The organism is Dolichospermum sp. UHCC 0406, from assembly GCF_009712025.1.
In the GTDB taxonomy this organism is placed as follows: Bacteria; Cyanobacteriota; Cyanobacteriia; order Cyanobacteriales; family Nostocaceae; genus Dolichospermum; species Dolichospermum lemmermannii.
The window spans coordinates 278,079-302,320 of record NZ_VILA01000002.1; the positions used below are offsets into that span (position 1 = coordinate 278,079).

The 24,242-nt window shown below is 37.7% G+C and carries 20 protein-coding genes and 1 pseudogene; 14 read left to right on the forward strand and 7 right to left on the reverse strand.

Annotated features, from left to right (window positions below; genetic code table 11):
- The first annotated feature begins 36 nt into the window (after positions 1-36).
- The 5 genes from FJR09_RS03655 (at position 37) to FJR09_RS03675 (ending at position 4,331) form a co-directional block, all read left to right on the forward strand.
- Positions 37-1,044, forward strand: a complete 1,008-nt coding sequence (locus FJR09_RS03655; protein ID WP_015078122.1) for an SDR family oxidoreductase — start codon at positions 37-39, stop codon at positions 1,042-1,044.
- A 2-nt stretch (positions 1,045-1,046) separates the two neighbouring features.
- A complete protein-coding gene (locus FJR09_RS03660; RefSeq protein WP_015078121.1) occupies positions 1,047-1,469 on the forward strand; it encodes a secondary thiamine-phosphate synthase enzyme YjbQ in 423 nt (140 codons plus the stop codon).
- A 2-nt stretch (positions 1,470-1,471) separates the two neighbouring features.
- Positions 1,472-2,593, forward strand: coding sequence for a DegT/DnrJ/EryC1/StrS aminotransferase family protein (locus tag FJR09_RS03665; RefSeq protein WP_015078120.1), 1,122 nt, complete (start codon positions 1,472-1,474; stop codon positions 2,591-2,593).
- Between the two features lie 108 nt (positions 2,594-2,701).
- The gene (locus FJR09_RS03670) at positions 2,702-3,538 is read left to right on the forward strand and encodes a sugar phosphate isomerase/epimerase (protein ID WP_015078119.1); all 837 of its coding nucleotides are present in this window, start codon (positions 2,702-2,704) and stop codon (positions 3,536-3,538) included.
- 37 nt (positions 3,539-3,575) lie between these two features.
- Positions 3,576-4,331: an SDR family NAD(P)-dependent oxidoreductase gene (locus FJR09_RS03675; protein ID WP_015078118.1), complete on the forward strand. Its 756-nt coding sequence runs from the start codon at positions 3,576-3,578 to the stop codon at positions 4,329-4,331.
- A 134-nt stretch (positions 4,332-4,465) separates the two neighbouring features.
- On the opposite strand, the gene FJR09_RS03680 is transcribed toward FJR09_RS03675, so the two are convergent.
- The 3 genes from FJR09_RS03680 to FJR09_RS03690 form a co-directional block, all read right to left on the reverse strand.
- Positions 4,466-5,308 carry an HAD-IIB family hydrolase gene (locus tag FJR09_RS03680; RefSeq protein WP_015078117.1) on the reverse strand — a complete coding sequence of 281 codons (843 nt, stop codon included), beginning with the start codon at positions 5,306-5,308 and terminating at the stop codon, positions 4,466-4,468.
- A 186-nt stretch (positions 5,309-5,494) separates the two neighbouring features.
- Positions 5,495-5,725: a hypothetical protein gene (locus tag FJR09_RS03685; RefSeq protein ID WP_041457489.1), complete on the reverse strand. Its 231-nt coding sequence runs from the start codon at positions 5,723-5,725 to the stop codon at positions 5,495-5,497.
- Positions 5,726-5,899, reverse strand: coding sequence for a hypothetical protein (locus tag FJR09_RS03690; RefSeq protein ID WP_233467033.1), 174 nt, complete (start codon positions 5,897-5,899; stop codon positions 5,726-5,728). It abuts the gene before it with no gap.
- A gap of 319 nt (positions 5,900-6,218) precedes the next feature.
- Between FJR09_RS03690 and FJR09_RS03695 the strand changes: the two genes are divergently transcribed.
- Positions 6,219-7,541, forward strand: a complete 1,323-nt coding sequence (locus FJR09_RS03695; protein ID WP_168652784.1) for a hypothetical protein — start codon at positions 6,219-6,221, stop codon at positions 7,539-7,541.
- A 67-nt stretch (positions 7,542-7,608) separates the two neighbouring features.
- Here FJR09_RS03695 and FJR09_RS03700 read toward each other — a convergent pair.
- Positions 7,609-7,707, reverse strand: a pseudogene (locus FJR09_RS03700) (Uma2 family endonuclease); the annotation flags it as partial.
- A 237-nt stretch (positions 7,708-7,944) separates the two neighbouring features.
- Between FJR09_RS03700 and FJR09_RS03705 the strand changes: the two are divergent.
- Positions 7,945-9,144, forward strand: coding sequence for a mannosyltransferase (locus FJR09_RS03705; protein WP_015078115.1), 1,200 nt, complete (start codon positions 7,945-7,947; stop codon positions 9,142-9,144).
- 11 nt (positions 9,145-9,155) lie between these two features.
- The gene (locus FJR09_RS03710; protein ID WP_015078114.1) at positions 9,156-10,571 is read left to right on the forward strand and encodes a DUF2079 domain-containing protein; all 1,416 of its coding nucleotides are present in this window, start codon (positions 9,156-9,158) and stop codon (positions 10,569-10,571) included.
- A gap of 104 nt (positions 10,572-10,675) precedes the next feature.
- Here FJR09_RS03710 and FJR09_RS03715 read toward each other — a convergent pair whose 3' ends face one another.
- Positions 10,676-12,208: a glycosyltransferase family 39 protein gene (locus FJR09_RS03715; RefSeq protein WP_041457487.1), complete on the reverse strand. Its 1,533-nt coding sequence runs from the start codon at positions 12,206-12,208 to the stop codon at positions 10,676-10,678.
- Between the two features lie 41 nt (positions 12,209-12,249).
- Between FJR09_RS03715 and FJR09_RS03720 the strand changes: the two genes are divergently transcribed.
- From FJR09_RS03720 to FJR09_RS03730, 3 genes are all read left to right on the forward strand, one after another.
- Complete coding sequence (locus FJR09_RS03720; RefSeq protein ID WP_041457486.1) at positions 12,250-13,194, forward strand: glycosyltransferase family 2 protein; 945 nt, start codon at positions 12,250-12,252, stop codon at positions 13,192-13,194.
- An 83-nt stretch (positions 13,195-13,277) separates the two neighbouring features.
- The gene (locus tag FJR09_RS03725; protein WP_015078111.1) at positions 13,278-13,646 is read left to right on the forward strand and encodes an EamA family transporter; all 369 of its coding nucleotides are present in this window, start codon (positions 13,278-13,280) and stop codon (positions 13,644-13,646) included.
- Between the two features lie 316 nt (positions 13,647-13,962).
- Positions 13,963-14,892 carry a polysaccharide deacetylase family protein gene (locus tag FJR09_RS03730; protein WP_168652785.1) on the forward strand — a complete coding sequence of 310 codons (930 nt, stop codon included), beginning with the start codon at positions 13,963-13,965 and terminating at the stop codon, positions 14,890-14,892.
- Between the two features lie 423 nt (positions 14,893-15,315).
- On the opposite strand, the gene gltB is transcribed toward FJR09_RS03730, so the two are convergent.
- A complete protein-coding gene (gene gltB / locus FJR09_RS03735; RefSeq protein WP_168652786.1) occupies positions 15,316-20,001 on the reverse strand; it encodes a glutamate synthase large subunit in 4,686 nt (1,561 codons plus the stop codon).
- Positions 20,002-21,283: 1,282 nt separating this feature from the next.
- On the opposite strand from gltB, the gene FJR09_RS03740 reads away from it, so the two are divergent.
- Positions 21,284-23,134, forward strand: a complete 1,851-nt coding sequence (locus FJR09_RS03740) for a phosphodiester glycosidase family protein (protein WP_168652787.1) — start codon at positions 21,284-21,286, stop codon at positions 23,132-23,134.
- Positions 23,135-23,361: 227 nt separating this feature from the next.
- Complete coding sequence (locus tag FJR09_RS03745; RefSeq protein WP_015078106.1) at positions 23,362-23,778, forward strand: cupin domain-containing protein; 417 nt, start codon at positions 23,362-23,364, stop codon at positions 23,776-23,778.
- Here the strand turns inward: FJR09_RS03745 and FJR09_RS03750 are convergent.
- Positions 23,738-23,902 carry a hypothetical protein gene (locus tag FJR09_RS03750; protein WP_168654014.1) on the reverse strand — a complete coding sequence of 55 codons (165 nt, stop codon included), beginning with the start codon at positions 23,900-23,902 and terminating at the stop codon, positions 23,738-23,740. The genes FJR09_RS03745 and FJR09_RS03750 overlap by 41 nt on opposite strands.
- A 20-nt stretch (positions 23,903-23,922) precedes the next feature.
- Here FJR09_RS03750 and FJR09_RS03755 point away from each other — a divergent pair.
- Positions 23,923-24,242: iron-sulfur cluster assembly accessory protein (locus FJR09_RS03755; protein ID WP_168654015.1), on the forward strand; the 320-nt coding region annotated here is incomplete at its 3' end.

The following is a 24,242-nucleotide window of genomic DNA, read 5'->3' on the forward strand; positions in this document are numbered from 1 at the left end:
AAATTTAAATTTTGACTAACAGATTATTAATTTTGTATGAACAGTAAATTAAATTCTCCTAAACATTGCTTAGTCACTGGTGCTGCTGGTTTTATTGGTAGCCACTTGTGTGATCTCCTCCTCAAATCAGGTCATAGTGTCGTTGGTTTAGATAATCTGGTGACAGGAAGAACGGCTAATTTAAAAGTGGCTCAAACCTATTCCACATTTACATTTATTGAGCAAGATGTTGCTGATATTTCCCCATCCATATTAACAGATATTGACTGGGTATTTCATTTAGCAGGATTAGCTGATTTAGTTCCCTCAATCCAAAATCCAGGAGCATATTATCATGCCAATTTACATAGTACATTCGTCCTTTTAGAAGCTTGTCGTACTGCTAAAATCCAAAAATTTATCTACACAGCTTCTTCCACTTGCTATGGTATTCCTAATCAATATCCCACATCAGAAACCTATCCTTGTCATCCTAAACATCCATACGGCTTAACAAAATATTTAGGTGAACAATTAGTCATGCACTGGGCGCAAGTTTATCAACTTCCAGCCCTTTCTTTACGATTGTTTAATGTGTATGGACCAAGATCCAGAACCACAGGAGCTTATGGTGCAGTATTTGGCGTATTTTTAGCTCAAAAACTAGCGAAAACCCCTTTTACTGTTGTTGGAGATGGAATGCAAACGAGAGATTTTACCTTCGTTAGTGATGTAGTAGCAGCCTTTATCAAAGCTGCTGAATCGGATATTACCGGGGAAATTATTAATATTGGTTCTGGTAAATCTGAAAGCGTTTTAACACTGGTGAAATTATTAGCAGGAGAAATTACTCACATTCCCAAACGCCCAGGAGAACCGGATTGTACTTGGGCTGATATTACTAAAGCTACGACTCTTTTAAAATGGCAACCTCAAGTACCTTTAAGTCAAGGTGTAAGTGAAATGTTAGCCAATATTGAACTTTGGCGAGATGCTCCAGTTTGGACACCAGAAACAATTCAGCAAGAGACAAAATCGTGGTTTGAGCATTTAGGAAAGGAATAAAAATGACCAACTCATCTATAAGACTTGACCAACAATCAATCAAGGTACAAACTACTGGTAAATCTCTATGTCAAATTACGCCCCAAGTCCAAGCAGTCATTACAGAATCAGGAATTACAGCAGGAATTTGTAACCTTTTTATCCGTCATACTTCCGCCAGTTTATTGATTCAAGAAGAAGATGCCAAACCCGACGTGGAAACCTTTTTTGCGAAGTTAGTTCCCGAAAATGGTCAATATCTTTTAGCCGGACAAGGTTTAGATGATATGCCGGCACATATTCGCTCTGCCCTTACCCATACCTCTGAACAAGTTCCGATTGCTCAAGGTCTTTTGCAGCTAGGACGTTTACAAGATATTTATATCTGGGAACATCGTCAATCTGGTTACATCCGTGAAGTCGTTATCAATATATTGGGATATTAAAAATGTCACAACTATTAACCATTAATCAAATACCCTTCGTTAATCTTAAAAGTCAACACGCTGCCATCAAGTCTGAGTTACTAGCAGCAATGGGTGAAGTCCTTGATGATGGCAACTTTATTTTAGGCGAGCAAGTTGCAGAGTTTGAGCGTCAGTTTGCTCAATTGTGTGGCGTTCGTTATGCAGTTGGTGTTAATTCTGGGACAGATGCCTTAATTTTTGCACTCAAAGCACTTGGTATTCGTTCTGGTGATGAAGTTATTACTGTCCCTAATTCTTTCGTGGCTTCAGCTACCTGTATTCGCATACTTGGTGCTAAACCTGTATTCGTTGATGTGGGCGATGATTACAATATTGATCCAACTAAAATCGCCGCAGCTATTACTCCCAAAACAAAGGCAATTATCCCTGTACATCTGACGGGAAGACCTTGTAACATGAAACCAATTTTAGATATTGCCCAGGAAAATGGAATAGCTGTAGTGGAGGATGCCGCCCAATCTGTACTGGCTGAGTATCAAGGTCAACGAGTAGGTTCTTTGGGAATAGTGGGTTGTTTCAGTTTACACCCCCTGAAAAACTTAAATGCTTGTGGAGATGGAGGAGTAATAGTAACGGATGATTCCGAACTGTATGACCAGTTAAAAATTATGCGGAATATTGGTTTACGAACTCGTGATGACTGTGTGATGTGGTCTCATAATTCTCGCTTAGATACTCTACAGGCAGCTATTCTGTTAGTTAAATTGCGTTACCTCCAGGAATGGACACAGCAACGTCAAGAAAATGCTCACTATTACCAAAGTCAACTTGCGGGTATTCCCCAAATCATAATGCCATGGGAACGAGAGTGGGAAAAATGCGTTTACCACACCTTTGTGATTCAAGCTGAACGGCGTGATCAATTGCGTCAATTTTTGAGCGATCGCGGTATCGGTACAGCAATTCATTATCCAGTGCCAATTCATCTATCTACAGCAGGTAAAGAATTAAGCTATCCAGCAGGGAGTTTTCCTGTCGCAGAAATGCAAGCAAGCCGCATCCTGAGTTTACCTATTTATCCAGGACTAACCGTTCAGGAACTTGAGCAAGTTTGTGAAAACATTAAGTTATTCTATCAATAAATAAGCCTCAAATTTTCTTCACTTTTGACTTGCTGTTGTGCATTTTGAATGCACGACAGCTTACCCTCTAAGCTATACACATCATTTCTAAAATCCAAAATCAAAAATATGCTAAAGTCTAACATTAATTCACTAAATATTGGCTGTGCTGCTTGGGGCTGGAGAGAAGTGGAAATACCTGAATATTTCCACTGGATAGCTAACCAAGGCATTCGTTCAGTAGAAGTGAATGCTCATCCCCAAGCACCCAAACATCTTTTACATGATGGTGATGATCAAGCAGTATCTAAAATTGCTGATTGGGCTAAAGAAGCAGGAGTAGATATTATTTGTATAGCAGGAAGAAATAATTTTACACTCTCAGATGCAAATGAGTTAGAAACAGAAATTAAAAGAGTAGAGCGTTTTGTTGATAGTGCTGAAAAATTAGGGGCAAAATTTGTCAGATTATTGTCTGGTGATCACAGAAATGATTATATTCTCCCAGATGTTTTTCCTCTGTTGCATTATGCTTTTAATAAAATCGGTGATTACGCCGAAGAACGAGGAATTCAAATAACGATTGAAAATCATGGTGGACCAACTGCAACCGGACAAAGAGTGGCCAGAATGATGAAAGGTATTAAAAGTCCTGCTGTTGGTATTAACTATGATCCCGCTAATTTTTTGAATCAGGGAACTGATCCTTTGATGGCACTCCGCTATATTCTTCCTTGGGTAAATTATAGTCATTGGAAAGATGTGCAATGGGTTAATGGTAGTCCTCAATTCTGTGCTTTTGGAGAGGGAGAAATTGTCTGGGAACCGATTATTAAAGAACTATTAAATGCAGGTTATCAGGGATATTGGGTGGTTGAATATGAAGAAACATCAGATGTTGAGCAGGGAACGAAAGAGAGTTTAAATAACTTGTCTCAAGTATTACAAAAATTTGCCGTTGTCTAAGTTTATTTCATTATTTTCATCAGGGGTTAGCAATTAAATGTCATTTTCTTTAGATGGTCATGTGGCCTTAGTTACAGGAAGTTCCGCTGGTTTAGGGAAAGCGATCGCTCTCAAATTGGGACAAGCAGGTGCTAAGGTAGCAATCAATTACAGCAATAACGAATCACGGGCTAAACAGGCTTTAGCTGAACTTGAACAACAAGGTTGCCAAGCTATTTTGGTTCGTGGGGATGTTACCCAAGAAGAAGATGTAGCAGCAATTTATGAAGCGATCGCCTCTCAACTGGGTGCAGTAGATATTTTGGTGTTAAATGCCACAGGAAACCAACCCCAGATCCCCTTTGAGGAATACACCTGGCAAGATTTCCAAACCATGCTGGATTTTTTTATCAAAAGTCCCTACTTATTAACTCGTATTTGTTTACCCTCCATGAAACAAAAACAATGGGGACGAATTATTAATATTAGTAGTGACGTTTGTTTCCGCTCAGTTAATAACTTCAGTGCTTACGTTACTGCCAAAAATGGACAACTGGGATTTACACGCAGCATGGCCACCGAATTAGCGCCTTTTGGTATTACAGTTAATGCAGTTGCTCCCGGTTGGATACCCGTAGAACGCCATGAAAACGTTCCTCAAGAAAAAAAAGACGCTTACCAAGTCAGAATTCCCATGCAGCAATGGGGTACTCCACAGGATATTACTGAAGCAGTGCTTTATTTCGCCAGTCATGAGTCCAGATTTGTTACAGGGCAATATTTATGTATTAACGGTGGCTTTACTCTTATGTAAATATGGTTAAGACTGATTGAGTTATAAACAATTCAGCTTTTTCAGGATTACACAAAAAATACCAAAAATATGGCGTTTCATAATTGCGGAATGTGGGATGTAATATATCAAACATTCTGACTCATGACTCTTGATTATTTAATAAGTGTTTTTAATACAGATAATATTCCTTTAGCATATTCATTTTCTGCTATTTGAAAATGTAATTTCCTAGCTTCGCTGGTTGCATTTCCAACTAAATAACCATGTCTAACAGTTTGCAGCATTTCAATATCATTACCACTTTCACCAAAGGCTATGGAGTTTTGATAGCTTACATTTGTCTGCTGTAAAATAAAATTAACTATATGTTTTTTACCTGTCCCTGATGGGATAAAATCAACATCATAGCAATTGTTTGGATCTCCAGATAAAGGATTTGCTTGACTAATATTTACTTGAATACCAGCTTTTTTCACTAACTCTTTTATCTTCAAAATTGCCTGATTATCAATTAGATCATTTTGTTGATGGTAATAGTAATTTTTTAAAAAAGGACAATCTGCTATTTGAGGTTGTGGTGTCAAATGTATATTATCTAATTTTAGAAAACTAACTAAGTTATTAACTAAATTCTCAGAGAATCCAGTTTTCATAAGATTGTTTTCCCATATTTTATCTTTTTCAGCGTATTGGTTTTGATTGAAGTAGATTAGTTCAGTCCCTAAACTACTAGCAATAAAATGAGGTAATAATGTCAAACCACATTTATTTATTTTATCAAAAACTGAAGTTAAACTACTACCAGTAACCCAACCAAAAAAGATTTGTTTCTGATATGTTTCATTTAATAAATACTCCTCAAGTTCTTTGAGATCATTTTTATAATCCTCTCTATTTTGATGAGCAAGATAAGTTTCATCAAAATCTGTAAAAACAACGTATTTTGGTTCTGGGACAGAAGGTAACAGTTTTATATTATGTTTGCAATATTTCATATAATGCTTATATAGGACTCATATTTGATTTTTGAAAAACACCCGGTACACCTGAATCGCCTAGAATCCTTTTACCTCATGCCTTTTGCATCTTACCTACCTACGCAAATAATTTCAGGACTCAAATATTATTCCTATACATATTATTTTATTTTTTGTGAGATTCGGGCGAAAAGACTTTATATTTTACATCCTATTATAGCCCACATTCACTATAAACTTTCCTTTAGTCGTCTTGAGACGACTTTTGCTATTAGACATGGCTTCGCCACGCAAGCTATCAGAATTCATTCGGAGGCGGGTTAAATAAGAATGAAATAGTCCTGGGCAAACATGGGTTCTTGCGGCTAAACTCTTCTTTTCTTGATGCCCACATTTTGGACAAGTTTGAGATGGTTTTACCTGTTTCTGACCCATTTAGTTCTGTTGCTCAAAGTAAGAAACAGATTTACCAAACTTTTTAGATGAAGTAATGCGGTTGGATACAGCAGCGTTGTCCAAATCTTTGTGAAGTTGGCGGTGGTAGGACAACATTTCACTGACTTGTTTATTTGGATATAGTCGGAAAGTTGCTCTCCGTAATGCCATCATCAATCACCCCCTTGGTTTATCTATAGTATACTGCTATTATCTAATTCCATCACTGATATTCTCAATACAGACAAATGGTTGCTGAATCTGCTGACTTTGTCGAGAAATACATTGATAATTTGGCATAAATAAAATATAGTTGTCAAAAACTCAACTGTCCAAATAATTTCTTTCAACGTGTTGAAAATTAATTATCCAGACGTTTCGTTTTTGACTTGCTTACATCCCCACCATATCAGTACATTGAGGGTGGGGATGTAAGCAAAACAGTTAAAACTAACATTGTCATTATCTCAAAGTCAGAAAAAAGCATAAGCCTATGGTTAAAGCGCAAATGGCGATATCTACGCTCGTCGCAGCCATCGCCAAATTTATCTGGACAGATGATTTCTTATTTCCTGCGTCTATGTGGCTTGTGAGTCGCATATTTATTGGGACTGCTATGTTATTGATTGCCCCCAATTTACCAGCATTACAAGATGGGATTACGCCTCATTTTGGCTGGGGAATTTTTGATGCTTGGGATAGTGTCCATTATCGAGCAATTTCCACTGAAGGGTACGAATTTATTGATGATGGCAAGCAACATAATTTGGCATTTTTCCCCCTATTTCCTGTCAGCATTTTTATCTTCATGAAATTCGGGTTTCCTTTTGAATTAGCTGGATTAATTATCAATAATTTAGCATTTCTAGGAACACTTTATTTTTTATATTCTTGGGTGAAAAAACAATGTGGTATCAGCGCAGCCCATTGGACAATTTCTGTCATGGCTTACTGTCCTATGTCTCTATTTACGGGGGTAATTTATACAGAAGGATTGTATTTGTTATTGAGTACAATGGCTTTACGTGCCTTTGATCAAAAACAATATGTTTGGACAGCAATTTGTGGGGCAATGGCCACAGCAACACGTCCCACAGGTATGGCATTAATTCCCGCATTTTTAATTACTGCTTGGAAACAAAATAAACCATTAACTGCCTATATTGCAGGTTTATTATCTGCCACAGGGTTGTTAATATTTAGTGTCTATTGTAAATTGAATTTTAATGATTTTTTAGCCTTTATTGCTGCACAAAAAGGATGGCGGCCTTCCTTAGGTTTTGATTGGGAAGGCTGGTTAAATATGTTTATGCAAATTCCCTTTGGCAACAATTGGTATTTTGGTTGGGTTGAGAATGATGAAGGCGGGATTAAAGACTTTTGGTATCCGCTATTTTTTGGTTTAATTGTAATTAGTTCTTCTTGTTTATTCTATTGGCGAAAATATTTTAATCCATTGATATTCTATGCTGGTTATGCGATAATCATATTATCATTAATAATTGCCGATCAGGGATTAATAAATAATTTACTGAATGTATCTATGATATTAGGTAGTACCTACCTTTTATGGTATTTCCGTCAGCAACTAACTCCAGTTATGGTAGTTTATGGTTTTTGTGGTATTGGTTTACTTTTAGCCTCTGGTGGCACAATTTCTTTAAGTCGTCTTGCTTATGGAATCGTTCCTCTGAGTGCAGCTATTGGTATCTGCTTATCTCGTTATCCGCGTCAAGCTTATTTAGTTATGGGTTTGTTTATCACCTTACTTGGTAAATTGGCAATAGGTTTTGCTCAAGAAATTTGGGTAGGATAGGAGGAGATATTTAAAGTGGAGAATATCAAGATGTAGAATTTTCGACTGCGGATTTTATATGAGGAAATATGATTTGTCCGTCAATGTATTCGCTTTTGTAGTCAGCAGTTGCTTCTAATTCCAGATATTCTTCTGGGGTGTAATATTGCTTTGCTATTAATTGCATGTTTTTGAGCAGAAAGCGATGTCTGTTAGTTTAACATATCAGTAATAATTATTGATTAAGTTTTTATCTATTAAGTTTCTAATACTTTTCATCTGTTGCATCAGAGATTCAACCAAAGTATGGTAAGTTTTAATACGTCAATAATAGTCCAACTTGTAAATAATCAATAATGGTACGGCATTTACTATTTCTCTTAAAATACAATTTACAAAGATAAAAGTATCATAATTAATAATCATGAATAATTCACACAAAACATTATTGAATTCAATAAAAGATAAGTTTAATCATATATTAGACTCTTGCCAATTACCAATTCCCAGATATTTGTTAATTGGTATTATATTCGCAGTGACAATCAGATTAGTTTGTGTTCCCAATAAATCAGTAGATTATAAATATTTTTTAGATCCTTGGTATGATTTTATTGCATCTCATGGCGGATTTATTGCATTAAAATATGGTTTTGCTGATTATACACCTTCCTATCTTTACTGGCTTTTGATTGCTTCTACCCTGCTTTCTGGATTACCGAAAATTCTAGCAATCAAACTTTTTGCCATGACTGTTGACTTTATTTGTGCATTTTTAACTTATAAAATTGTCAAGCTGAAATATCCTGTGGGTAGAATGGCAAATTGGGCATTTTTAGCTGTTATATTAAGTCCCACTGTAATTTATAATAGTTCGCTTTGGGGACAATGTGACGTTATCTATACCACAGGATTAATTGCCTGTATTTACTTTTTATCTATTCACAAACAAATTCCCGCATTAATTAGTTTTGGTGTAGCACTTTCGTTTAAATTACAAGCGATGTTTTTAGCACCTTTATTATTAATCTTATTGATTAAAAAAAGAATATTTTGGTTTTATTTACCAATAATTCCTTTAGTATATATAGGGGCAATGTTGCCAGCTTGGATTGCTGGTAGACCAATCAAAGAATTGCTTTTAGTATATTTTGAACAATCTCATAAATATAAAGAACTAGCTAAAAATGTCCCTAATTTTTATCAATGGATTCCTAACGATTATTATAATATTGTTGTGCCAATAGGTTTACTGTTAACTGTAACTGCGATATTTTTGTTAGCATATCTTGTTTATAGAAGTAAATTAGAAATTACTCAGGACAGATTGATATATTTAGCGACAATATCAGTATTTCTCATGCCGTATTTATTACCCAAAATGCACGAAAGATATTTTTATCCTACAGATATTTTATCTACTATCTTTGCTTTTTACTTTCCCCAATATCGTTGGGTAGCAATATCAGTGCAACTGGCATCATTTGTTAGTTATTTGGGAACTCCTATATATATCCAATTATCTTCTATTCCTTTAGGTTTTACACTTTGGTTTGTTGTGCGAAATTGTGATATGATTTACACCAAATCAAAAACAGATTTTTCCTTAAATATCAATAAATAACAAATTCTAGTGTGGAAAAATTACTAGCTAAAAACGGACTTGCTACTATCAGTTGGATGATTGCGATAAGTGCTTTCATTTTATTTGCTTGTAGCAGTTTAAGACACTTCTTATTTCAATCAAATGCCCTTGATTTAGCAGTATTTGACCAATGGGTATATTTAGCAAGTCAAGAACTACCGCCAATTTCATCATTTTTTGGATTTCATCTGATTGGAGATCATGCAGCTTTCATCTTGTATCCAATCGCTTTACTATACAAAATTTATCCCGATGTCCACTGGCTATTTGCAGTACAAGCCATAGCCTTAGCATTGGGATGTTTACCTGTATATGCCTTGGGTTTACAAATAGGTTTATCAGTTAAGTATGCGCGAGCAATTGCCATTTCATACTTACTCTATCCTTGCTTATTTAATAGCAATTTTTTTACTGACTTCCGACCTGAAGCGATCGCAATTCCAGCAATATTATGGGCAATATGGGCAGGAATTGGTGGTAAAACTTGGCAGTTGATAGTAGCTATTCTGCTAGTTTTAATTTGCAAAGATAGTTTAAGTTTAACTGTAGTTGCTTTTGGGGTGTGGTTATGCTTTACCCAGAATCAGCGTAATTATGGAATCGGTTGTATTGCAGCAGGTGCAGTTTGGTATTTAGCAACAGTTGGTTATCTTGTTCCCATGCTGCGAGGTGGTCAAGCTGGTGGGGTTGTATTTTATGCTTCTATGGGTGATTCCCCTAAAGAAATTATATCGAATATCATTACTAATCCTGGCTTGATTTTAGGAAAATTCTTTTTACCTGAGACAATATTTTATTATTTATTCCTTGTACTTCCAGTCATCATTGGATTGCATTGGAGAGCAGCAATGACAATAATTCCTGCTTTACCAATGTTTTTGCTCAATATCATTTCTGATTATTCAGCACAACGAGACTTAGTTCACCATTATTCTTTAACAATTTTCCCATTTATTATTGTTTGGTTATTACGTTCAATATGGCAGTACCAGAAAGATAAAAAAAGACCTTGGCTAAAGCCAAAATTTTTAATTATTTGGGCTATTATTTCATTTTTGGTACTAGCCAAATATGAATTTTTCATCAACCGATATCTATCTAGTCTTTCCAATCTTAACTCTCTGCATACAGCAGTTAGTTTTGTTAAAACTCAAGGAAGTGTTTTAACAACATCTAGAATTGCTCCTCATTTAAGTCAACGCCAAATTATTAAGCTAATTAGTCCAGATTGGAAACCTGATAATACAAGTGGTGAAAAATTTGATTATGTACTACTTGATTTACGAACTAAAAATAATAATAATAAACTTGACTTTAATCCAGAATTAGGAAATCAACTTAAAAGCAACCCAGAATTTAAATTGACATATCAACAAGATGATGTTTATTTATTTACAAAAAATTAACGATATAAGACAGCAAAGTTTTAATTGAAACATCAAAATGATCAGGATTATCTATTATTGATGCGTAGGGGTTTAGCAATGCTAAACCCCTACAAATTATCATTTTAAAAAAACGAAATTAATGTAAATCCTTTAGCTTCTCCTATCATTTTACTCTGTTTTAAATTCATTTTCTGCAAATTCTCATTATCCACCAACAAATAAGATTTATGAACAAACTTATCCTGTAAATCGGCAATAGATGCAGGAATAATTTTACAATCACTATAAAAGTCTAAACTAGGACGACTATCAGGAAAAGAAGTATAAATCTGTGTTCCTGGTGGCACATTATCCTTAATTAATGTTGCCACTGGGACAACAGGAAATTTTTCATTTAACTCCCAAATCCATGATTGAGAACTCATCAATAGTGCTAAAACTAAATACATTCCCGTCAATAAAACAGAAATAAATTGCCGATTATGCTGATTAATTAACCATGATGTTATTACCATAGTTATTGCTAAAATAATACTCATAATAATTAACAATGGCTGTTTATCAAACATAATGAAATAAACACAACCCGCTAAACCAACAATAATTAAAAATCCGAAAAATCCCGTCAAAAACTTACTTCTAAACTTCCCACCTTGCCAAATATAACTTAAATTAGCCCCAATTGCTAAAGCTAAAAATGGATATACGGGCATAATATACCAGGGTAATTTTGTTCCCATTAAAGAAACTATGGCAAAATAAACAATTGTGCCAATCAGAGTTAAACAACCCCAAGCAGTATCACGGTTTTTCCAACTTAAATATAAACCTCCTGGCAAAAACAATAACCAGGGAAAACCATATTTTATGACTTCAAGTAAATAATACCAAACCGGACCAGTATTCCCTTCCACAGCTTTTCCCAGTCTATCAAAAGCTTGAGATTGAAAATGCACTTCTAAGAAAATATTGCCATAATGTTGCCATTGGGCAAAATACCAAGCAATAGCAGGGAAATTCCCTAACAGCATTCCTATCCATAGAAATGGATTTTTTAATATAGCTAATTGTTTATTAGCAAGAATAAATAAACCTGCTATTCCTGCCAAAACTACCACTAACATTCCCTTTGTGAGAGTAATTAAACCCAAACAAAACCCGATACCAAGAGCATATTTTTTATCATGACGCGCTTTGAGAACACAAAATAACAATAATAAGAAAAAGGAAATAGTCATCCCATCTAACATTGCCAATCTACCATGACGAACCACAGGCAATAATGTTAAATAAACCAAAGCTGAAAATAAAGCTGGTAAATTTTCTCTAAAAGCTAAACGTCCAATTAAGTAAAGTAAAGGAACTCCTAAAGCTGTTAAAAATGCTCCCGGAAATCTGGTCGTAAACTCCTGCACTCCTCCTATGTGATAGCAAATAGCAATTAACCATTGCATTAAAGGTGGTTTTAATAAAAAAGGATCTCCTTGTATAGTAGGATAAAGCCAGTTACCCGTGCGGTAAATTTCTCTAGCGACTATAGCATAAGTGCCTTCATCCCAATCTCGTAAAGGTAAATTACCCAAACCTATCAACCATAAAATTAAAGATGCCAAAAGTAAGCCGAAAAAGTATTCTTTTTGTGAGAATGAACGCATTATTATTAAATGTTAAATAAACTTAATTATTAATTATGATGATGAATCAGCCTATCTACTCCCTAGTTATCCCCATTTATAACGAAGAAGAAAATATCACTGAGATGTATCGTAGGTTACATCATGTCATGGAGCAGTTAGACGGTGATGTAGAACTAATTTTAATTGATGATGGTAGCCGCGATCGCTCTTTAAAGATGATGCGCGAATTACATCATCGTGATAATCGAGTCCATTACCTCAGTCTAGCCCGGAATTTTGGGCATCAAATCGCCGTTACCGCTGGTTTGAACTTTGTCCAAGGCAAATGTATCATTGTTATGGATGCCGATCTCCAAGATCCACCAGAACTAATTTTAACAATGATCGAAAAATGGCATCAAGAATACCAAGTAGTATATGCTCAAAGAATATCTCGTCAACAAGAAAGCCGACTAAAACGCTTGACAGCATATCTTTTTTATCGCATTCTTCGACGCTTGGCTAAAGTTGATATTCCTGTGGATACAGGAGATTTTTGCTTAATGGATAGACAAGTAGTAGATATATTGAATTCTATGCCTGAACGCAATCGCTACATTCGCGGTTTACGTGCTTGGGTAGGTTTTCGACAAACCTCTGTACTTTTTGAAAGAAACCCTCGCTTTGCAGGAGATGTAAAATATACCTTTGGTAAATCTTTATCTTTAGCAATTGATGGTATTATCTCTTTTTCCACAGTTCCTTTACGACTAGCAACCTACTTAGGGATTATCTCCGCTGCGATCGCTATGATTATGATAATATTAGTGCTTTATTGGCGAATCTTTGCCCCAGTATCTCACTTAATTGGTTACACATTAATTACAATTTCCATGTTTTTCTTAGGTTCAGTTCAATTAATTTGTATTGGGATTTTAGGTGAATACATTGGCCGAATATACGAAGAAGTAAAAGGTCGTCCTCTTTATACATTAAAGGAAACTGGAGGGTTTACAAAAACCTGAAATATAAAAATCTGGTTTGATTTTGAGGCAAAGGTATGGCACCAAAGCATAATATTCAATCAATAAAGTTAAGGTAATATTCAGTGTCAATACCAGAATTTATTTTACTGTTAATCTCCGTCCTCATCAGTGTAGCAGGACAATTTTCTTTAAAAATGGGAGCAATCAAATTAGGTAAAGTGCATGGAGGGAATATTATTAGTCTCATTCTCAACATGATCACCATCCCGGAACTTTTATTAGGATTAACCTGTTATGGTATTGGTGCAGTAGCCTATATCTTACTACTAACCAGAGTCAATCTGAGTGTTGCTGCACCAGCCGTATCAGTTGGTTATATATTTTCTGTATTCCTGGGGTACTTTATTTTAAAAGAACCTATTTCTCTAACCCGTGTTTTTGGATTAGGTTTGATTGTCACTGGGGTGATATTAGTAGTTTGGAAAAAATAAACTCAAGACAAAATAAACTAACATTGAAAAGTCATCAATCGGTGATAGAATATATCTGTTCAAGGCTAGAATAGTAGCTAACGTAACTACCAAATATCATTCACAAGTGAGAAACTATATTCAGTTAATTATCATCTAACTACTCATGACATTGAGGAAAAAATAACTTTTTCTTTAATAGTAAATCATGAGTCCAAGCAACACAATATACGTGAATACCTAAATACATCCTCAATTTTTAGAAAAATGTGTTATAACCTACCGTCAGAGCCATCACTACCATCATTGGTTGCTCACCCCTTGAAGGAGTTACACTGTGGAAAATAATAAGTCATTTTTGGGAACGCAGGGAATATTAATTGGATTAATTGGACTAACTGGTACTTTAAGCATTGCTTTGATGATTCTATTCAAAGCCAAAATCTCTGATGCTCAAAACCAAAACGTCATTGTTAAAAATAAAGATATTGCTGCTAATGTGAAAACTCAGCAGCGGTTAGAGGAATTTAAAACAGAAATGCTGACCAGTTGGCAACAAGAAGCACAAGCCAAAGGGTTTTCTACTGATGTACCACCTAAATTTCAAGGGATTGTAATTAGCGAAGCTAAACTTCCTCCAGAAAAAAAAGTTATTGCCTTAACGTTTGATGATGGTCCTTGGCCTAGTAGTACCGCAAAAGTATTAGATATTCTCAAAAAAAATAATATCAAAGGTACATTTTTCGTTGTTGGCCAAAATGTCAAGAATTATCCCGATTTAACAAAGCGGGTAGTTACAGATGGTCATATTATTGCTAACCATACTTGGCATCATTGGTATCATCACATGAATGCACAGACAGCAGCTTACGAAGTTGCTAATACAACAGACATAATTTATAAGACTACTGGTATAAAAACCAGTCTGTTTCGTCCACCAGGAGGAAACATGAGGAATGGAGTAGCGGCTTATGCTAAAAGTAATAAATATGCTGTTATTATGTGGTCGTCTGATTCTATGGACTATTCACGTCCGGGTGTGCCAAGACTAATTAATAACATCTTTAGGGAAGCCAAACCAGGGGGTATTGTGTTAATGCACGATGGTGGTGGCGATCGCTCTCACACTGTCAAAGCCTTACCAGAAATCATTAGCAAGTTCCGTAAACAGGGTTATGAATTTGTCACTGTTCCCGAACTGTTAGAAATGCAAGATCAATATCCACACTTAGTTGCCCAAAAATCCCAGAAATCTCAGAAACCTTAAAGAAAAATGTCTGATAGCGTAGCGTGGTGCAAGCTATATCAGGATAACCACCGATTAAAGAATAAACAGAATGAATACAAACAAAGTATTTAATTAAATCCTGTAAATCCTTAAATCCTGTAAATCCTGATTCAGACAAAAAAGATTAAAGGATAAACAGAATGAATACAAACAAAGTATTTAATTAAATCCTGTAAATCCTTAAATCCTGTAAATCCTGATTCAGACAAAAAAGATTAAAGGATAAACAGAATGAATACAAACAAAGTATTTAATTAAATCCTGTAAATCCTTAAATCCTGTAAATCCTGATTCAGACAAAAAAGAATTAAAGAATAAACAGAATGAATACAAACAAAGTATTTCATTAAATCCTGTAAATCCTTAAATCCTGTAAATCCTGTAAATCCTGATTCAGACAAATTACACAGAACTTAACTGTTTTTCCTCAGTTTTTGCCTCGGGACTATCAGCTTCAGAAGGTGGTACTAATTGCCAGAACTTAGGTAAATATTCTGCCCAATTGGCGATAATTTCCTGGGCTTTAGGTGAACCAGTGCGACGCTCGTGAGTTTTAATGAGATCATACAATTGTTGTCTGCCCACATCACTTACAACTCGTTGCACCTTGACAATGGCATGATTAACTAAATCAGGGAAATTACCAGTTTCATCCAAGAAATAAGCTAATCCGCCGGTCATTCCTGCACCCACGTTGCGGCCAACCTTACCCAGAACAACAATCACACCACCAGTCATATACTCGCAGCAATGATCACCAGCCCCTTCAATCACGGCTGTACCTTTAGAGTTCCGCACCGCAAACCGTTCTCCAGCTAAACCATTGGCAAATAACGCCCCACCTGTCGCCCCATAAAGGCAGGTATTCCCCACAATCACGTTTTCTGCTGGGTCATAAGTGGCATTTGCTGGGGGCTGAATAATAATTTCCCCACCGTTCATTCCCTTCCCTACATAGTCGTTAGCTTCCCCTACCAGGTTGAGAATCACACCATCGAGGTTAAATGCGCCGAAGCTTTGCCCCACACTTCCTTGGAAATTCAGGTTTATTTGCCCTGTAAAGCCGTTGTCACCATGTCGAGATGCGATCGCTCCAGTCAACCTTGTACCGACGGTTCTATCGGTATTGACGACGGTAACGGTTTTACTAACTGTGCCATTTCTCTTAATTGCCGTTTGAATATCTGCATCTGCTAGTAACTGATCATCCAACACTGGTCCATTACTGTGAACTTCTTCATGTACTAACCAACTACGATTAGTTTTTGTGTCTGGTAGTTTAGTTAAACAATCCAAATTCAAAGCTTGGGTTTTATTCAGTTTGACTTCAGAACGCACCGTTAATAAATCAGCGCGGCCAATTACTTCTGATAAAGAACGATATCCCAATTTAGCCAACAGACTCCGCACTTCTTCCGCAATGAAGTAGAAGAAGTTGACAACGTGTTCAGGAATGCCGGTAAACCGTTTCCGCATTTCTTCCTTCTGAGAAGCTATCCCCACAGGACAATTATTAGTGTGGCAAATCCGCGCCATAATGCAGCCTTCCGCAATCATGGCTATCGAACCAAACCCAAACTCCTCCGCCCCCATTAACGCCCCAATCAGGACATCCCAGCCGCTTTTCAGACCACCATCTACACGCAAGATGACGCGATCGCGCAAACTGTTTTCCATCAAAACCCGATGTACTTCTGTTAAACCCAGTTCCCAGGGACTACCTGCGTGTTTAATCGAAGAAAGCGGTGATGCACCAGTACCACCATCATGACCGGAAATTTGGATAATATCAGCGTTAGCTTTAGCCACACCTGCTGCAATTGTGCCAATTCCAATTTCTGCGACCAATTTCACCGAAACTTGGGCTTTCGGGTTAATTTGGTGCAAGTCAAAAATCAACTGGGCTAAGTCTTCAATGGAATAAATATCATGGTGTGGTGGTGGAGAAATCAAAGTTACACCGGGCTTAGAACGGCGCAACATCGCAATATAGGGGCTTACCTTGGGTCCGGGTAACTGTCCACCTTCTCCTGGTTTTGCACCTTGGGCAATTTTGATTTCTAATTGTTGGGCTGTAGCTAAGTATTGGGGAGTAACGCCGAACCGTCCCGATGCAATTTGTCTAATGGCACTTGCAGCCGTATCACCATTTTTCAACCCATTGAGATGAGGAAGCGTCGCAGATTTACCAGCCGTATCCACATCATTTAAAACGTTGTAACGAACCGGATCTTCTCCACCTTCACCAGAATTAGATTTACCACCAATACGATTCATAGCGATCGCTAAAGTTTCATGTGCCTCTCGTGATAACGCCCCTAAAGACATTCCCCCGGTACAGAAACGTTTAACAATATTACTAACTGACTCTACCTCTTCTATTGGAATTGATGAGCGCTCGCTGTGGAAGTCTAGCAAATCACGCAACGCCGTCACCGGACGATTATGCAGATGTTGTTTATAAACCTCATAATGGTCATACTGCTTACCATTGACAGCCTTATGCAGCGACTTCGCTAATTCTGGGCTATTCATGTGGTATTCACCACCGGGACGGTATTGCACAAAACCTAAGTTTTCCAACTTCTTCGCCGTCAATTCTGGGAAAGCCTTACTGTGGAAAGATAGCACCTCTTGTGCCAACTCACTCACACTTAAACCACCAATGCGGGAAGTTGTTCCTCGGAAACCCAAAGCCAACAAATCACCACCAATGCCAATCGCTTCAAATATTTGCGCTGCTTGATAACTGGAAAGTAGGGAAATTCCCATCTTAGAAAGGATTTTCAGCAAACCCGATTCTATAGCTTTGCGATAATTTTCTCTGGCTTGGTTTAAAGTCAAAGTGGCAATTTTGCCCCTAGTCATAAACTGCTGAGTTTTAGGTTCATGCCACCAAGCAGTTACAGTATCTAAAGCCATATAGGGACAAACTGCACCCGCACCATAACCCAACAAACAAGCAAAATGATGGGTACTCCAACATTGGGCTGTATCCACAATCAAGGATGTTTTCATCCGTAACCCTTCACGGATTAAGTGATGATGAACCGCACCAATGGCTAATAAAGGAGGAATATAGGTATATTCTGCTGCAATCCCTGTACCTGTTCTGTCACTTAATATGAGCATCTTCGCACCAGCCCGCACCGATTCCGCAGCTTGTTTTTGCAAAGATTCCACAGCCGTTTTTAAACCATTTGGGCCTGTGGCTATGGGGAATAAAGTTGACAATTCAGCCGTTGCAAATCCTGACAACTTAATAGTTTCCAACTCTGTTTGAGTCAGTACAGGAGACTCCAACTTGAGTCTGCGGGCGTATTCTGGCTTGGGTTCTAATAAGTTCCCCTTTTCACCCAATTCCACCGTCAGAGACATCACCAACTTTTCCCGTAAAGGGTCAATTGCTGGATTGGTAACTTGAGCAAATCGCTGTTTAAAATAGTCATACAGCAAATGGGATTTTTCTGACAATACCGCTAAAGGAATATCATCTCCCATACAGAAAGTTGCTTCTGCACCAGTGCTGGCCATGGGGTGAATCACCATTTCCACATCTTCTATGGTGTAGCCAAAGGCAATTTGCTGTTGTAATAAAACTTGGGGATCAATTTTGTCAGTGGTCAGTTGTTCGTTGTTCGTTGATAAATGCCCATTACCATTACCGTTACCATTAACTACAGACTTACCCTTCACTAATTTACTCAATTCTTGGCGATGCTGTTGCAACCATTCCCCATAGGGATGCTGTTTAGCAATGCGTTGTTTAATTTCCCAGTTCTTGAGAATTTCCTGGGTATTTAAATCCACCGCAATCATTTGTCCAGGGCCAAGTCTACCTTTTTCGAGAATATTCTCTTCCGGGAAATCTACAACTCCAGCTTCGGACGCAACAACGATATAATCATCTTTGGTAATGACATAACGTGCAGGTCTTAAACCATTACGATCTAATGTCGCCCCAACTTTTTTACCATCGCTAAATACTAACAGTGCAGGTCCATCCCATGATTCTTGCAACCCGCTGTAATATTCATAAAAATCCACAATTTCGGGATATTCAGCCAAGGAAGGTTGATTTTTATAAGCTTCAGGAACCATCATCATTAACCCTTCTAAGGGGCTGCGTCCCGAACGCACCAATAACTCTAGTACATTGTCTAAAGTAGCGGAATCGCTATTATTAACGTTTACCAATGGCTTGAGTTCGTCAAACCTGTCTTCCCAAATCGGATGACTAAGGGTAGCTTCCCGTGCCATCATCCAATTAATATTCCCCAATAGGGTATTAATTTCTCCATTGTGACCTAATAGCCGCATGGGTTGGGCTAAAGGCCATTTAGGCATGGTATTGGTACTAAATCGGCGATGATATACCGCAAATGCCACTTTAAAAGCCGGATTTTTGAGATCTTCGTAAAAATCCCCCAAGACAGCGGAACGCACCATGCCTTTATAAACAATTGTCCGGCTAGACAAGGAACAGATGTAGAAATCCTCAGAAATTCTTCTTCCCGCTTGCATAATGCGTTTACTGGCAATATACAATTCTCTTTCTAGTTCATCACCGCTTTTATCAGCACAATCAATTATCACCTGTTCTATTTGGGGTTGATTTTCTTTAGCTTGCACCCCTAATACTTCTGGACACACTGGAACTACTCGCCAGCCCAGTATATTTAATTTTTCTTCTGCTGCGATTTGCTCAAATGCAGTTTTAGCAGCTTTGGCGGCTGTTGCGTCTTGGGGAAAAAATATCATCCCCACAGCCATATTACTTAGATGAGAAAAATCAATTGCATTACTATTTTCCTGTGCTAATAATTCCCAAGGAATCGCTGTTAATATCCCCGCACCATCACCAGAATCTTGGTCAGCACTACAACCACCTCTATGTTCTAAGCAAGTTAAAGCAGTTAAGGCTTTAGCCAGAATTTCATGACTGGCAATATTTTGACGATGGGTAATAAACCCGACTCCACAAGCATCCCTTTCTTCTACTAGCCACTTTGGTCCTGGATATGTATCTGGAAAATTAGTATCTGACACTGTAATTTGCTGACCCTGATTTGATGGTTGATGATTCATACTCTATTCCTGAAATGTTGAGGTACAGATGTTGTTATTACTGCTTAGAGGGAAATTTTCTCAGTTTTGGCACTGGATAAAAAATACATAATTACCAAAGTTTAGGGATAACAATTTTAGCTTGACATTTAGTCGAAGCTGTGCTACCAATGCCTATTTATTTTTTATTTGTTTATGCACTGTTAAAAAACTACCTTAATCCAGAAGAACCTGTAAATTCAATCGTTTTGAAGTTTGCAGTTTTTTTGCTGATGGCTTACACCATACTTGCTTATTCCTATTCTTGGCTGATACTGATAGTTCACCAAAATTAGTCTATTTTCACTATATGCCCATTTGACAATTCCTAAAATATATCTGTTTTTTCCTGTATTTTGGCTGTTTATTCATTGGCAACCACAGGAACTTTAGATTTTAGATTCAAACCCCAAAATCCAAAATTTTAGATATGAGGATAGGGTGTGCGAATTTCACCTTTAACCCCTAACAGTATCATAGCAGTCTCTAAGTGATTTGTATTATTTAAAACAATTTTAGCTAGTATTTTTAGCACGATAATTGTTTGCTACTCTGAACAAGAGACAAAGACCCAAAATAAATATTATCACGGTTATTTCTAAAAAAGATAATTATTTTTTAAATTTTCTGATAAATTTTCGTTAGAGGATGTTTGAAAAGTTTATGGCGAATATAATTCGCTACTACACAAACGAAGTCCACCTATTCCTGCGGTCTCCTAAGGGATACGTGGACTAATGAAAAATCAAGGTTTTTAACCCACGAAGGTGGGTTTTGCCTGCGTAGCCGCGATTTCTAATCGCTGGGTTTTGCATAATCACGTTCCCAAATACCGAGTCATTGACACTCTCAGAGGCTTTAGCTGCTGAGATTCTGCTGACAGATTGAGATTAGGGAGTACCCAAAGTCTAATTCTCGCTGCGTTCGTCAAACAACGCCTACTTAGTTACTCTAAGTCCAGCTTAGGTTTCTAGCTACTTTTATCATTTTGGTGCTTTCAGAGGCCATCACTCAGCCAAGATCCGGTACGCTCCACAACCTGCCATTAATCGCTCTTTCTCGTCCTACTGCCGTTAGGACTTAAACCTAACCGTTGTTTCACGGAAGCCGGGATTTCTCCGATACTAGGATGTTTCAACACGTAGATAGTTATTCCTACTCACAATCTCATTTTAGCATAAAATACCACTGCGGTTAAAACCGCTCGTGTCCCTTCCCTCTCAGGGAGCCAAGCCACTGAGTTTCCCGCTTACCGCGAGGTTTTATGATTCTGAAAATACTCAATTCTGTGTTACCGCTACTGTCAACAGCGCTGTGTTTGACTGCTACTTATAGGGTATTTGCTGAAAATACTCCTAGTTTACCAACTCCCGTTCCCAGTGCCGTTAGTGCTGGTAATCAAATTATTCTCAATGGACGCACCTTACCAGGAGCATGGTTACAACCAACAGCAACCACCGTTAAAGGACAAACTTATCTGAGTGATGGCGCAGTTAAGCAATTAATGGGGATAGATTTACTCAATAGTAGTAATCCTGGCAAACAACCAGTACAGTGGTTTTCTGGCTTGACAAATCCCCCCATTCTCAATACTAATCTCAGCGAAGGATATCGCTATTTAGATATTACTCAATTAGCCCAAATAGCTAAATGGCAAATCCAAGCTAATGGTAGCACTTTAGTAATTTCTACTCCCCCTTCTCAACTGAAAAATATCCGTCTTGGTAAACAACCACAAGGAGATAGAGTTGTCCTCGATTTAGATATAGCGACCCCTTGGCAAATTCGACAAGAATTACCAGTTAAAAAAGTAGTAGATCCTGATGAGATTATCCCTAAATCTACCACACCACCCAATCGAGAATGGACTCTCACCCTAGATGGTACTGCTGATCCGGCTTTAATACAACGCTATAACTCTCAACCCACTACACCGCCTATTCCCGCATCAATAATTCAAAAAGTGGAAATGGTGAATAATCAAACAATTGTGCGTTTGAGCGTTCCCTTTGGTCAGTCTCTACAAGTTAGCACTATTCCCCAACCAAATCGCTTAGTTATTGATATTCAACCTGATGCCATGGTAGAAAAAACTATTGCTTGGGCGCAGGGATTACAATGGCGACAGCAGTTGGTAGCTTTAGGAACAGATCGCTTTCCTGTGGTTTGGCTAGATATTAACCCTCGTGCTATAGGATTAAGCATTAAGCCTATATTAACTAATCCGCAAACATTAACTGGGACTGCCCCTTTGTTGCTAACTGCTCAAAATTACTTAGCAGTAGCCGCAATTAATGGTGGTTATTTTAACCGCAATAATAAATTACCTTTAGGGGCAATTCGGCGAGATAATCAATGGATATCCGGTCCAATTCTCAACCGGGGAGCGATCGCTTGGAATAATAACGGACAATTTTATTTTGGTCGGCTGACCCTCACAGAAACCTTAATTACCAACAATAATCAACGGTTACCCATTTCCTTACTTAATACTGGCTATGTCCAACGCGGTATTGCTCGTTATACTCCAGTATGGGGAAATACTTATACACCTTTAGCTGATAATGAAATTATCGTAGTTGTGGAAAACAATCAAGTAATTAATCAGTTAGCAGGTGATAAAAGTGGTATAACTGCTATTCCCATTCCCCAAAATGGTTATCTCCTCATCTTCCGCAATCAGACACCACAATTACCCATGGGGACAAAAGTTTCCCTGACCAGCAACACCACCACACCTGAATTTAGTCGCTACCCCCACATTATTGGCGCAGGTCCCCTATTAGTCCAAAATCGGCAAATAGTCCTGGACGGACCAGCAGAAACATTCAGCCCTGCTTTTATGAAAGGTCAAGCAGTTCGTAGCAGTATTTGTACTACTTCCAGAGGTAATCTGATGATTGCTGCTGTACATAATCGGGCCGGTGGTGGTGGTCCAACCTTGGAGGAACAAGCAAAATTAATGCAAACGATGGGTTGTATCAATGCTTTAAATTTAGATGGTGGTAGTTCTACCAGTCTTTATTTAGGCGGTCAGTTACTTGACCGTTCCCCCAATACAGCAGCCCGTGTTCACAATGGGATTGGGCTTTTTATATCACCAAAGAGGCAATAGAGAATTTTTAACAACTGACCACTAACCACTGACAACTGACAACTGACCACCAACAAAAGAGATTATTTTTTGATGAAGACTTTGTGTGGACAGATTAGTTTCCGCCAGGGACTTTACCAGTCAAGGGTGAGTTTTGCTATCTTGATCAAAGTGGCTAAATCTGGCCCCCTTTTCCATCAACTGTTCCCACTAAAAACAGGTTTGTTATGTCTCCAATTGAGGTAACTATGGCTAAATTATCAGAAACTGCCCCAAATACTCTCACTCTGCAACCAACAATTAATTCTAGAAGTATTGCTGCTGGTGAATTACGTCCGTGGGGTTCGTTCACAGTCTTGGAAGAAGGGCGTGGATATAAAATTAAGCGAATTGAAGTCAAGCCCGGACATCGCCTCAGTTTACAAATGCACCACCACCGCAGTGAACACTGGATTGTTGTTTCCGGTACAGCTAAGGTAGTTTGTGGTGATCAAGAAATTTTACTAAGCAATAATCAATCTACTTATGTTCCCCAATGTACAACTCATCGGTTAGAAAATCCCGGTGTAATTCCCTTAATTTTGATTGAAGTCCAAAATGGCGAATATCTCGGAGAAGATGATATTATTCGCTATCAAGATGATTATGCCCGTTCGGACAAATAGGCAAGGGAGCAGGGGGAGAGAAATATTCTTTGACAACTGACCACTGTACGGGCGAAGCATTTGGAGAACTATTTTTGGCAATGACCGATAATTTATTTTCCAAATGCTTCGCCCCTACTAACAACTGACTAATAAGAAAATTCCATGATTCATTTCAGTCCAGCAGCCATTAATGAAATCGGGCGCTTAAAATCTAAACAACCATCAGATACCTTATTTCGCTTGCGAGTCAAATCTGGAGGTTGTGCTGATTTGTTTTACGATCTGGCTTTTGATACCACAGTCCAATTTCAAGATCGGGTTTTAGCGTTGGATGATATTCGCGTAGTTATAGACCCAGAAAGCCTAAATTACATCACTGGGTTATCACTAGATTATTCAGAAGATTTGACAGGTGGCGGTTTTCGCTTTCATAATCCCCAAGCAACATCCACCTGTAACTGTGGCAATTCTTTCTCTATTAG